Origin of the sequence: Rhodoplanes azumiensis (assembly GCF_042682915.1) — a bacterium.
Taxonomy (GTDB): Bacteria; Pseudomonadota; Alphaproteobacteria; order Rhizobiales; family Xanthobacteraceae; genus Rhodoplanes; species Rhodoplanes azumiensis.
Genome location: NZ_JBHUIW010000006.1, coordinates 15,224 through 26,742, shown reverse-complemented (window position 1 = coordinate 26,742; position 11,519 = coordinate 15,224). Strand labels below are relative to the sequence as shown.

Annotated in this window: 10 protein-coding genes; 3 read left to right on the top strand and 7 right to left on the bottom strand. The window is 70.5% G+C overall.

Annotation, left to right across the window (positions count from 1 at the left end; all coding sequences use genetic code 11):
* Positions 1–24 precede the first annotated feature (24 nt).
* Positions 25–1,674 (top strand): alpha/beta hydrolase, encoded by a 1,650-nt coding sequence (locus tag ACFSOX_RS07435; RefSeq protein WP_378477165.1) that lies wholly within the window; start codon positions 25–27, stop codon positions 1,672–1,674.
* A 235-nt stretch (positions 1,675–1,909) separates the two neighbouring features.
* On the opposite strand, the gene ACFSOX_RS07430 is transcribed toward ACFSOX_RS07435, so the two are convergent.
* The 3 genes from ACFSOX_RS07430 to ACFSOX_RS07420 all read right to left on the bottom strand — a co-directional run bounded on the left by ACFSOX_RS07430 (position 1,910) and on the right by ACFSOX_RS07420 (position 4,995).
* Positions 1,910–2,992, bottom strand: a complete 1,083-nt coding sequence (locus ACFSOX_RS07430; RefSeq protein ID WP_378477164.1) for an Ldh family oxidoreductase — start codon at positions 2,990–2,992, stop codon at positions 1,910–1,912.
* A complete protein-coding gene (locus ACFSOX_RS07425; protein WP_378477163.1) occupies positions 2,989–4,008 on the bottom strand; it encodes an amidohydrolase family protein in 1,020 nt (339 codons plus the stop codon). Before ACFSOX_RS07425 ends, ACFSOX_RS07430 begins: the two co-directional genes overlap by 4 nt.
* 255 nt (positions 4,009–4,263) lie before the next feature.
* Positions 4,264–4,995, bottom strand: coding sequence for a CBS domain-containing protein (locus tag ACFSOX_RS07420; protein ID WP_378477162.1), 732 nt, complete (start codon positions 4,993–4,995; stop codon positions 4,264–4,266).
* 288 nt (positions 4,996–5,283) lie between these two features.
* Between ACFSOX_RS07420 and rquA (ACFSOX_RS07415) the strand changes: the two genes are divergently transcribed.
* Both rquA (ACFSOX_RS07415) and rquA (ACFSOX_RS07410) read left to right on the top strand, forming a co-directional pair.
* Complete coding sequence (rquA, locus tag ACFSOX_RS07415) at positions 5,284–6,033, top strand: rhodoquinone biosynthesis methyltransferase RquA (RefSeq protein ID WP_378477161.1); 750 nt, start codon at positions 5,284–5,286, stop codon at positions 6,031–6,033.
* 205 nt (positions 6,034–6,238) lie between these two features.
* A complete protein-coding gene (rquA, locus tag ACFSOX_RS07410) occupies positions 6,239–6,934 on the top strand; it encodes a rhodoquinone biosynthesis methyltransferase RquA (protein WP_378477160.1) in 696 nt (231 codons plus the stop codon).
* A 132-nt stretch (positions 6,935–7,066) separates the two neighbouring features.
* Here rquA (ACFSOX_RS07410) and ACFSOX_RS07405 read toward each other — a convergent pair whose 3' ends face one another.
* The 4 genes from ACFSOX_RS07405 to ACFSOX_RS07390 all read right to left on the bottom strand — a co-directional run bounded on the left by ACFSOX_RS07405 (position 7,067) and on the right by ACFSOX_RS07390 (position 11,423).
* The gene (locus ACFSOX_RS07405; protein WP_378477159.1) at positions 7,067–7,573 is read right to left on the bottom strand and encodes a TIGR02444 family protein; all 507 of its coding nucleotides are present in this window, start codon (positions 7,571–7,573) and stop codon (positions 7,067–7,069) included.
* 11 nt (positions 7,574–7,584) lie between these two features.
* Positions 7,585–8,307, bottom strand: a complete 723-nt coding sequence (locus ACFSOX_RS07400; protein WP_378477158.1) for an enoyl-CoA hydratase/isomerase family protein — start codon at positions 8,305–8,307, stop codon at positions 7,585–7,587.
* A gap of 251 nt (positions 8,308–8,558) precedes the next feature.
* On the bottom strand, positions 8,559–10,364 hold the full coding sequence (locus ACFSOX_RS07395; RefSeq protein ID WP_378477157.1) for a gamma-glutamyltransferase family protein: 1,806 nt from the start codon (positions 10,362–10,364) through the stop codon (positions 8,559–8,561).
* Between the two features lie 225 nt (positions 10,365–10,589).
* On the bottom strand, positions 10,590–11,423 hold the full coding sequence (locus ACFSOX_RS07390; protein WP_378477156.1) for a cupin domain-containing protein: 834 nt from the start codon (positions 11,421–11,423) through the stop codon (positions 10,590–10,592).
* Positions 11,424–11,519: the final 96 nt, after the last annotated feature.

Below are 11,519 nucleotides of genomic sequence, written 5' to 3'. Positions count from 1 at the left end.
CGCAAAACGCTCCGCAGAGGTTCCGTGTCCCGGTTTCGCGCGTTCGCTCTCGGCCCCCTTCTCGCCGTCGTCCTCGGGATCGCGGGCGCGCTCGCCGTGGCGGTGGCGCTGTGGCAGCTCGTCGCCACCACGACCGGGCTGACGATCGAGCGCACGCAAGTCGGCGCGACGCCGGTGACGATCTATCGCCAGGGCGGCGCGCCGCCCGCGCCCGTGATCGTGATCGCACACGGCTTCGCCGGCTCGCAGCAGCTGATGCAGCCCTTCGCCGTGACGCTGGCGCGCAACGGCTACGTCGCCGTGACGTTCGACTTCGCCGGCCACGGCCGCAACGCCGAGAAGCTCGGCGGCGACATCACCAAGGTGAGCGGCACGACCATCCTGCTGGTCGAGGAGGTCGCCCGCGTCGTCGCCTTCGCGAAGGGGCTTCCCGGCGGCGACGGGCGCATCGCGCTGCTCGGGCACTCGATGGCCTCCGACATCATCGTGCGGGCCGCGCAGGAGAACCCCGAGATCGCCGCGGTCGTCGCCGTGTCGATGTTCTCGCCGGCGGTGCGTTCCGACAGCCCGAAGAACCTTCTCGTCGTGGTCGGCGACTGGGAGCGCCGGCTGAAGGAGGAGGCGCTGCGCGCCGTAGGCCTCGCGGTCGGCGGACCGGTCGAGGCCGGCGTCACCTATGGGAGCTTTTCCGACGGGACGGCGCGGCGCGCCGCCTTCTCGCCGCGCGTCGAGCACATCGCGGTCCTCTACAGCCCGGCGAGCAGCCGCGAGGCGCTCGCTTGGCTCGATCAGGTGTTCGCGCACAAGGGCTCCGGCTATGTCGACGATCGCGGCGCCTGGATCGGCCTTCTGATCCTCGGCATCGTGCTGCTGGCGAAGCCGCTCGCCGGACTGTTGCCGCGCGTCGCGGCGACGCCGCAGGGGGCCGGCCTGCCGTGGCGGCGGCTGTGGCCCGTCGCCGTGGTGCCGGCGATCGCGACGCCCCTGCTCCTGTGGAAGGCGCCGACCAGCTTCCTGCCGGTGCTGGTCGGGGACTATCTCGCCGTCCATTTCGGCGTGTACGGGTTGCTGACGGCGCTGATGCTGATCGCTGTCAGGCAGGGGGCGGTCCGCGGCGCGCTGCAGGCGCGAACCCGGACTCCAGCCGAGACCTCGGAACCCGTCGCTGGATTCCGGGTTCCCGGGCTGTCGCCCGCGCCCCCGAATGACGGGGGCTTTCACTGGTCGGTCCGCGCCGTCGCCGCCTTCGGGCTCGCCGCCGCACTCGTCACGGCCTATGCGATCGGGGCGCTCGGCGGGGCGATCGACGGGTTCGTCACGTCCTTCGTGCCGGTCGGGCCGCGCTGGCTCCTGGTGCTGGCGCTCGCCGCCGGCACCGTTCCGTACTTCCTCGCCGACGAGTGGGCGACGCGCGGCCCGGACACCGGGCGCGGTGCCTATGCGGCGACCAAGCTTCTGTTCCTGCTGTCGCTCGCCGGCGCGGTCGCGCTGAACCTGCGGGCACTGTTCTTTCTGATCCTGATCGTGCCCGTGATCCTCGCCTTCTTCGTCGTCTACGGCCTGTTCAGCCGCTGGACGTTCGGACGCACCGGCCACCCGTGGGTCGGCGGGCTCGCCAACGCGCTCGCCTTCGCCTGGGCGATCGCCGTCACGTTCCCGATGCTGGTGAGATAGACGCCGCGACGTCGCACAGTCTCCGTGTCCCGGACGCGCTGTGCCGCGGTTCTTCACCTCTCCCCGGCGGGACGCTTGGCGCATCTCGGTCTTTCCGGGGCGCCGCATTGCGGCGAACCCGGAATCCAACCCAGAATATCGAGTTCGCCGCTGGATTCCGGGTTCGCGCCTTCGGCGCGCCCGGAATGACGAACTCCGCAAGGCTCTCCCTCAGGGAGAAGGCTCGAACGGCGCTTCAGCGTGAGAACACCGGCGTCACGGAAAACTCCGCCGCGACCTTGTCGAGCTGGACGATCAAGGCCTCGGGCAGCGGGATGCCGGAGGCCTCGCGCTCGGCCCGGCATTCGCGCCGGCGGTCGCCGGGCAGCCGGATCGCGTCGACGCCCTGCATCCGGCCGGTGGCGCGCAGATCGGCGACGTGACGATCGACCTCGGCGACGAAGCGGTCGAGCCCGACGAAGCGGGCGACGTCGATCGCCACCACGAACTGGCCCGTGTTGGTGACGCTCGTGTCGTCGGCGTTGAAGTCGACGCAGTCGCGCCCGAAGGCGGCGCCGTTGAGCACGCCGGCCAGCACGCCGAGCATCAGCGCGAGGCCCGAGCCCTTGTAGCCGCCGATCGGCAGCAGAAGGCCGCGGCCGCTCTGCGCCGGATCCGTGATCGGCTCGCCGGTCTCGCGGTCGATCAGCCAGCCCTCCGGCATCGGCAGGCCCTGCAGGACGTGCTTCTTGATGGTGCCGTAGGAGACCACCGTGGTCGCCATGTCGAGCACCATCGGCCCCGCCCCGGTCGGCACGGCGACGGCGAGCGGGTTGGTGCCGAGCAAGAGCTCGTTGCCGCCCCACACGGCCATGTGGTTGGCACTCGCCACCGCCGAGTAGAGGCCGACCATGCCGTGCGCGACCGGCATCTCGGCATAGAGCCCGGCCGAGCCCGCATGGTTGGAGCCGCGCACGCCGACCCACGCGACGCCGGTCTCGCGAGCCAGCGCGATCGCCGTCGCGGCGGCGCGCTTCACCACCAGATGGCCCATGCCGTTGTCGCCGTCGACCAGCGCGGTCGCCGGCGCGGTGCGCTCGACCCGGATGGTCGGCGTGCGATTGAAGCCGCCCGCCTTCAGGCGGCGGGCGTATTGCGGCAGACGGAAGACGCCGTGCGCATCGGCACCGGTGAGATCCGCCTCGGTCATCAGCGCCGCGACGGTCTCGGCATCCTCGCGCGGCGCGCCGGCCGCGGCGAGGCAGTCGGCGATCAGGCTCTTGACCGCGATCGCGGGGGCGCGCCGGACGGTGGCCGTGGTCTTCTGCGGCGCGGTCATGCGGCGCTCCGCTGCTCGGCCACGCCGGCGAGGGCCAGCGGCCCGCCGCGCAGGATGCGGTCCTTGTCGGCATCCGGGATCGACAGCGCTCGCACCTGACGGACGCATTCGAGCGTGCCCATGTCGTAGGGGTAGTCGCTGCCGAGCACCACGCGGTGGACGCCCGCCGAGGCGACCAGATACTCGAGCGGCTCCTTCGCATGCAGGATGCTGTCGAACCACAAGGTCTTCAGCGCGGCCTCGGGCGAGACCTTCAGATGCACCTGCGGCTCGGAGCGCACCTGCCAGCCGTGGATCCAGCGGCCGAACTGATACGGCACGAAGCCGCCGCCGTGGACGAACAGGAACCTGATCTTCGGGAAGCGCGAGATCACGCCGCCGAACACGAGCGACGCCGCCGCGATGGTCGAGTCGAGCGGATTGCCGATCAGGTTGGCGAGATAATACGACTTCAGCCGGTCGCTGCCGACCACCTGGGTCGGGTGGATCATGACGAACGCGGACAGCGCGTTCGCGGCCTCCCACAGCGGCTCGAGCGCCGGATCGTCGAGATTGCGGCCGTTGACGTTGGACCCGATCTGAGCGCCCTTGAGCCCGAGCGTGCGCATCGCCCGCGTCAGCTCGGCGGCAGCCGCCGCCGGCGCCTGCATGGGCAGCGTCGCGATGCCCATGAAGCGGTCCGGATGCGCCTTCACGGTGGCGGCGATCTGGTCGTTCTGCAGCGCAGCGAGGGTGGCGTTGAGCGACGCGTCGATATTGTAGAGGAAGGTCTGCGGCGTGTTCGACAGCACCTGCATGTCGACCTCGGCCGCGTCCATGTCCTTCAGCCGCGTCTCCAGGTTCCAGCCGCCGCGCGGAAACGGACGGTAGGGCACGCCGGCGACCTCGAGCACCGAGAAGGCGTCGTCGATCGGCGTGATCTTCGGCGCGACGGCGGGGGCCTCCCTGGCGATCATCCGCATGGTCTCGTCGCTCAGGATGTGAGCGTGCGTGTCGATCGTCTTCGCTGTGGGCATTTTTTGTTTCCTCCGAGAGCCGCCTGTCATAGCGGCTACCGGAGGGACGGACCACCCCTTGTATGACATGTGCCGATGCAGGACGCGCAGGGCATCGCACCGAACGGTCGTCCCGGGGCGCTGCGAAGCAGCGAGCCCGGACCCCATACGCCCTGCCTTTCGTGAGCCCCCGACACCGGGGTTATGGATTCCGGGCTCGCGGACCTGACGGTCCGCGCCCCGGAGTGACGAGGCTGAAGCCGGGGCGGGCTTCGGCTACCCCGCCTTGCGGGTCGGCGGGGCGTCGGGCTCGCTGATCACCAGGCCGGACATCGGCTCGATCCAGGCGAGGTGGCTGACCACGCCCTTCACGCCGGGAACGTTCTCGGCCAGCACCGTCAGGCCCTCGCCCTGCTTGGACTCGGTGATGCTGCCCCACAATTCGACGATGCCGTCCTTGACGACGACATCGACGAGGGCGACCGGCGCCCAGGGCTGGCGGGCGATCTCCGCCATCACGCGCGTGCGGATCTCGGCGTCGCCGGCCGGGGCGTCCGGCAGGTCGCGGCTGACGCAGGCCAGGGCGTGCAGCAGGTTGGCGCGGCTGACGATCCCGACGACCTGACGGCCACGCACCACCGGCACGCGCTTCACCCGCTTGCGCTCCATGATCGACACGACGGCGTCGAGCCCGGCGTCCTCGTCCACGGTCACGGGGGTGCGGGTCATCACCTCCTCGACGCGGCGGCCGTGCGAGCGGACATAGTCGGTGGCGAGGTTCTGCGGACCGACCAGGAATTCGAGCCAGCGCGGCCGCTTGCGGGCCGTGCCGGTCTCGGCGCGGCGCAGGAAGTCCCCTTCGGTGACGATCCCGACCAGGGCGCCCGTGGCATCGACCACCGGCAGCCCGCTGATGCGGTTGTCCAGCATCAGCCGGATCGCCTCCTCGATGGAGGCTTCGGGCGCAATCGTCAGCACCCGGCTCGTCATCACGTCTCGGGCTTTCATCGCGGCATCTCCTGCTCGGATCGCTCCGGTGCCGCACCGCCCACCCCTCGGCGGCGCGCCTTGCCGCGCTCCGCGACCGCACCGTGCTCCGAGCGGGCCGAGTATCGGCCCGCCCTCCGGGGGCGGCAATCGAAATCGGCCGCGCCGCGCCGACACTGATGTCCGATAAGCAACACTGCGTAAGCGGGACATGACAAGGGCTCTGTAAAGCCAAGGATGTTGCGCCCGGCGGGGGTGTGCTATGCGGTAGATCAGCAGCTGTTCGGTCCGGAGCGGGGGGAGAACGACATGGAGTCAGCGGTCGCCACACAGGCGGTTTCGGGCGGCGCCCAGGCCGGGATGCCGCACCGCGAGGGACCGTCGGCGACGGCGATTCCGTCCTATCTCGACGTGCACTACTGGTGGGCCTACGTGCACCCGAACGCCGTCAAGGTGTTCGAGCGGCAGTGGCTCGCCAACCTGATCCTGTGGGGCAACTACGCCCGCCTGCGCGACGCCGCCCTCGACCTTCTGGGCGCCGTCCTGCCCGGCCGCACCTTGCAGGTCGCCTGCGCCTACGGCGACCTCACGCCGCATCTGGTCGAGCGGGTGAGCGCCGGCGATGGCACGGTCGACATCGTCGACGTGCTGCCCGTGCAGCTCGACAATCTGCGCCGCAAGCTCGCCGCCGACGCGCCGGTGCGACTCGTCGAGACCGATTCGTCGGCCCTGCCGCTGCCGGACGCGAGCTACGACCGCGTGCTCCTGTTCTTCCTGCTGCACGAGCAGCCGGAGAGCTGGCGCCGCCGCACGCTCGCCGAGGCCGTGCGGGTGCTGAAGCCCGGCGGCCGCCTCGTCATCGTCGATTACGCGAAGCCGCACTGGTGGAACCCGCTGCGCTACGGATTCGCACCCGTGCTGGCGGCGCTCGAACCGTTTGCGCTCGACCTCTGGCGCGAGGACGTCTCGGGCTGGATGCCGGCCCTCCCGCCCGGCCAGAAAATCGAGCGACGCACGTATTTTGGTGGACTTTATCAGGCGCTCGTCATCGGCCGATGACCATCGCTGCGCCGCCCGCGCATGGCGGGCGTGCCCGGAGTTTCAGTCTTGCGTTTTCTCAAGGTGTTGCACGGGGGCCAATGCGATGGTCGATCCCAGGGGGCATGAACTCTTGCGGGATCCCCCACCCGTTTCGAGGTCACTACACATGCAGAGTGCTGCAGTTCGATCGTCGACTTCGGTGCGAATCGAGGCCGGCTCGCCGGTGGACAGTGCGAAAGCTCCCGTCGTCTCCATTCCTTCTTATCTCGAGAAGCATTACTGGTGGGCCTATATTCACCCGAACGCGATCCGTTTCTTCGACCACCAGCCGATCATCAACTTCATCCTGTGGGGCAACTACGCCAAGCTGCGGAACGCCGCACTCGCCGAGATGGGCGACGCGCTTCCCGGCCAGACCCTGCAGGTGGCTTGTGCCTATGGTGATCTGACGCCGCATCTCGCCGATCGCGTCGCGTCCGGCGGGGGCCGGCTCGACGTCATCGACATCGTGCCGGCGCAGCTGCGCAACGTGCGCCGCAAGCTGAAGGCCGACGCGCCGGTCCGTCTCCTCAACATGGATTCGGCCGACCTGAACTTCCCGGACGCGAGCTACGACCGCGCCATCGTCTACCTCTTGTTCCACGAGCAGCCGGTCGAGCACCGCGAGAAGACGCTCGCCGAGATCTTCCGGGTGGTGAAGCCGGGCGGCAAGGTGGTCATCGTCGACTACGCCAAGCCCGACTGGTGGCACCCGTGGCGCTACTGGTTCAAGCCGGTGCTCGGCTTGCTGGAGCCGTTCGCGCTCGACCTGTGGAACCACAAGCTGACCACCTGGATGCCGGCGCCCTGGTCGAAGACCGAGTGGCCGCGCAAGTCCTATTTCGGCGGCCTGTACCAGAAGATCGTCGTCACGCGCTGACCGCGGTTCTTGCCCTCCCTGAAGTGAATACCCCGTCATCCCGGGCTCGGCGCTTGCGCGCCGCCCCGGGACGACGGAGCAATTCTGCGACGCGCTCCGCTGGGGAGAGGCGATCCAAGCGTCGATCTCGTGTCAGAGCGACGGCGCCGCCCCGACCAGCCGCTCGACCGCGGCGGGCGGAAACGCGGCCCCCATCGTCTGCGCCAGCGTCTCGATATTCGCCCGCACCGCGGTCTCCGGCGGCTTCCCGTCTTCCGCCGGCAGCGTCGCGGCGAGACCGAACAGCGCCTCCTGCTCCAGCCGCTCGGCCTCGAGCTCCAGCCGCTTCACCTCGCTCCGGAACGCCTGCGCGGCGGCGGCCTCGACCAGCGGCGGCGCGTCCTTCAGGCGCCGCCGCACCGCGCGCAGCGGCACGACGACGTCGCGCGCCCAGCCGGCGGCTTCGTCGCGCACCCGCTGCATCGCGGCTCCGCCGAGACACCGCCCCTGGGTGCCGAGCCACATGACGAACAGCAGCACGTTGACGTCGACGCCGTGGCCGTCCTGCAGGGCGAGGCACGTCTCGGCGACCCCCGGCTTCCGATAGGTCGCGAGCGAGAACCGCCAGAACGGCGAGCCGATCTCCTGCGGCGCGTCCATACGGGCGCCGCTCACCGCTCGCGCGACGACAGCACGGTGGCGAGCGCGTTGGCCGAGTAGTCGGCGAGCCCGCGCGGCTCCATGTGATAAGCGACGCGCAGAAAGTCCTTCACGGCGACCAGCGACGGCGCCGCTCGCGACGTGACGGTCGCCAGCACTTTTTCCAGAGCCGCGTCGAGATCGGCTTCCGGCACCACCTTGCTGACGAGGCCGATCTGCAGCGCCTGCGCGGCGGACAGCTCTTCCAGTGCCAGCACCATCCAGGCGAGCGCCTTCTTCGACACGTTCGGCACCACGGCCGACATGGCGAGCGTCGGCGGCAGGTTGTGCTCCATCTCGGGCAGCTTGAAGCGTGCCGTGTCGGCCGCGACGGCGATGTCGCAAGCCGACGTGACGGCCGAGCCGAAGCCGTGCGCGGCGCCGTGGACGAGCGCGATCACGGGCTGCGGCGCCGCCTCGATCGCCGCATAGGCGGCGAGGATCGGCTCCAGCGTCGAGGTGCGCAGCGCCAGCGCGTTGGGGGCGCCCGACCCGTCGCGCGGATCGCGGCCGCGGCAGAAGTCCGGCCCGTTCGCCCGGATCACGATCGCCTTGGCGTCGCTCGCGGCCGCCTCTCCGATCGCCGCGGTGAGCTCGCGCACCTGGGCGATGGTGAGGAGGTTCTTCTCCTCCGGCCGGTCGATCACCAGGGTCACGACGGCGCCGTCTCGCGACGATCTGATCACGTTGCTCATGGGGATCCTACTGTTTCGGGTGCGTCGAGATTCTTACACGCCTCCGGTCTCGCACCGGATCGGCTCGGGGCACTCGCCCTCTCCCTGAGGGAGAGGGTCGGGGCGCGCGACAGCGCGCACCAGGGTGAGGGTTTACGGCGCCGGTTGGTTGGCTCGGCACCCCCTCACCCGCCGCACTTCGCGCGTCGCCCCTCTCCCCGCAGGGGAGAGGTGAAAGACGCGTGGCCGCGAGCGCCCCGGAATGACGAGGATCAGCGGCCCGCCGCGTAACCCTGCATGCCGCGCGGATTGGCGGCGGCGCGGCGCCGCCAGCCGTCGCGCGACGCCGCGGTGAGGCGCCCCTCGGACCAAGCCGGTCCGACCTCGACGACATGGCCGCGGGCGGAAAGATCGCGCCGCGCCTCCTCGGAGACTCGGTCCTCGACCACCAGCACGCCGGGGCGCGCGGTGCGCGGCCAGAACGAGATGGGGAAGTGCTCGGAATGCCAGGCCGGCGCGTCGATCGCCTCCTGCAGGTTCATGCCGGCATGGACGTGACGCAGGAACAGCTGCAGGTTCCACTGGTCCTGCTGGTCGCCGCCCGGCGTGCCCCAGGCGAGGTAGGGCTCGCCGTCGCGCAGCGCCAGCGTCGGCGACAGCGTGGTGCGGGGCCGCTTGCCGGGCGCGAGCGCCGCCGGGTGCCCCTCCTCCAGCCAGAACATCTGCGCCCGCGTGCCGAGGCAGAAGCCGAGCTCCGGGACGATCGGCGACGACTGCAGCCAGCCACCGGAGGGCGTCGCCGAGATCATGTTGCCGTCGCGATCGACGATGTCGAAATGCACGGTGTCGCCGCGCACCTCGCCGGGCTTCGCCGCGATCTTGCCGACGGTCGGCTCGCCGGCGCCGGCCGCGACCGGCACCTCGCCGGCACGCCGCAGCGTCACGTCGCCGCCGAAGCCCTCGACCGAGCCGGGCCGCAGCTCCATCGACGCCGCGTCGGTGACCAGCTTGCGGCGGACGTCGTTGTAGGCGTCCGACAGCAGCACATCCATCGGCACCTTCACGACGTCCGGATCGCCGTAGAATTTCTCGCGATCCGCATAGGCGAGCTTGGCGCATTCGACGACGATGTGGATGAACTCGGCCCCCGCGACGTCGAGACCGTCGAGATCGAAGCCCTTCAAGAGCGCGAGCTGCTGCAGCAGCACCGGCCCCTGCGACCACGGTCCCGCCTTGCAGACCGTGTAGCGCCCGTAGTCGTAGGTGAGCGGCGCCTCGACGCGCGGCTTCCAGGCCGCCATGTCGTGGCCGGTGAGGATGCCGCGATGGGCCTCGCCCGAGGTGTCCATCACCTTCTGGGTGCGGCAGAAGCGGTCGATCGCGTCGGCGACGAATCCTTCCGACCACGCTTTCCGCGCCCGCGCGATCTCCTGCTCGCGCCCGCCGCCGCCGCTCTCGGCCTCGCGCAGGATGCGCGTATAGGTGTCGGCGAGGCCGCGATTCACGAACAGGCTGCCGGTCTCCGGCACCTTGCCGCCGGGCAGCCAGACCGCGGCGGAGGTCGGCCAATGCTCGCGAAACAGCGTCTCCACCGAGCGGATCGTCGCGTTGGCGCGCTCGACCAGCGGGTGGCCTTCCCGGGCGTAATAGATCGCGGGGGCGAGCACGTCGGCCGGACGCAGCGTGCCGTATTCGAGCAGCAGCATCATCCAGGTCTCGAACGTGCCCGGCACGCAGGCGGCCAGAAGCCCGGTGCCGGGCACCAAGTCGAGGCCGAGCCCGCGATAGTAGCCGATGGTGGCGCCGGCCGGGGCCGGCCCCTGGCCGCAGATCACCTCGGGCCGGCCCTTGCGCACGTCGTAGAGCACGATCGGCACGTCGCCGCCGGCCCCGTTGAGATGCGGCTCCACCACCTGCAACGTGAAGGCGGTGGCGACCGCCGCGTCGAAGGCGTTGCCGCCCTTCTCCAGGATCGACATGCCGACCGCGGTCGCGATCCAGTGCGTCGAGGTGACGACGCCGAACGAGCCTTCGATTTCGGGACGGGTGGTGAACGGGTTGGGATTGACGTTGCTCATCAACTGGGTCCGGGGATGGCGGGGTGCGCAATTGACCACAGGTGCGGCGCCCCGCCAAGCCCGGGCCGTAGAGAGGGACGACGCTGAGCCTCCGTCGTCCAGGGGCGGCGCGCAGCGCCGAGCCCGGGCCCCATACGCCCTGCCTCTCGTGAGCCACCGATACAGGGGCTGTGAATTCCGGGCTCGCCGACCTTTCGGTCCGCGCCCCGGTACGACGGCGAGACCTCACACCTCCGCCATCGGGCCGTGGGCGTGCTTCTCGATCGTGCGCGAGGGGGCGCCGCCGCGGTGGTTCACACCCATCGGGATCCAGGTGCAGACCTTGGACGGGTCGGCCCAGACGGTGGCCACCGCGCTCGGCACGAAGAACTCCGAGAAGATCATGTCGTCGGTCTCGCCGCCCTTCACCCAGTGCGGCTCGCGGTCGTGATAAAAGACGACGTCGCCGGTCTTCACCCGCATCTCCTGGGCCTCGCCCGCGTAGCAGGTGCCCTGCCCGGCCAGAAAATACATGAAATGCGCGCCACCCTCGTGATGGTGCACCGGGCAGGTGGTGCCCGGCGGATAGATGATCATCTCGCCGCGGATCGCCCGCACGCCGAACATCTTCGGCGTCACGATGTAGATCCGCTTGCGGGCATCGTGCTCGGACTTGAGGAGCGGCTCCTCGCGCCAGTCGACCAGTCGGAACGGCGGCGGGCTCGTCAGCACGGCCGGGTCGAGCGATCCGACGTCGGGCACCAGGGCGAACAGGAGCGTCGCGCCGGCCTCGCTGTCGAGCGTGCCCGACAGGCCGGGCGGCAGGAGACCGATATGGGTCGGCAGCACCGCGGCGTCACCGTCCGGCATCCGCAGGGTCGCGGTGCCGTCGATCATCTGGAACCAGCCGAGCGCATCGGCCGCGATGTCGAACGTCACGCCGGCACCGGGCGCCAGCACGATGCGGTCGAGCTCGAACAGCACACCCGGCACCCGCGCCTTGTCGAGCAGCCGCTGGCGCGTCACGCCGTCGGCGAGCGGCACGGCCGGAACCTCGCTCTCGTTGAAATGGATCGCCATGGTGGTTCTCCTTGCGGCGGTATCCGCCCCGAACGCCGTTCGTCACTTCATCGGAGGGCTCCGCTCGCGCCCCACCCTCCGCTCGTCCCCGCGACG

Coding starts and splice junctions, on each gene's coding strand:
- ACFSOX_RS07430 (WP_378477164.1), bottom strand. CDS start 2,992: ATGACCGCGCCGCAGAAGACCACGGCCACCGTCCGGCGCGCCCCCGCG.
- ACFSOX_RS07425 (WP_378477163.1), bottom strand. CDS start 4,008: ATGCCCACAGCGAAGACGATCGACACGCACGCTCACATCCTGAGCGAC.
- ACFSOX_RS07420 (WP_378477162.1), bottom strand. CDS start 4,995: ATGAAAGCCCGAGACGTGATGACGAGCCGGGTGCTGACGATTGCGCCC.
- rquA (WP_378477161.1), top strand. CDS start 5,284: ATGGAGTCAGCGGTCGCCACACAGGCGGTTTCGGGCGGCGCCCAGGCC.
- ACFSOX_RS07405 (WP_378477159.1), bottom strand. CDS start 7,573: ATGGACGCGCCGCAGGAGATCGGCTCGCCGTTCTGGCGGTTCTCGCTC.
- ACFSOX_RS07400 (WP_378477158.1), bottom strand. CDS start 8,307: ATGAGCAACGTGATCAGATCGTCGCGAGACGGCGCCGTCGTGACCCTG.
- ACFSOX_RS07395 (WP_378477157.1), bottom strand. CDS start 10,364: ATGAGCAACGTCAATCCCAACCCGTTCACCACCCGTCCCGAAATCGAA.
- ACFSOX_RS07390 (WP_378477156.1), bottom strand. CDS start 11,423: ATGGCGATCCATTTCAACGAGAGCGAGGTTCCGGCCGTGCCGCTCGCC.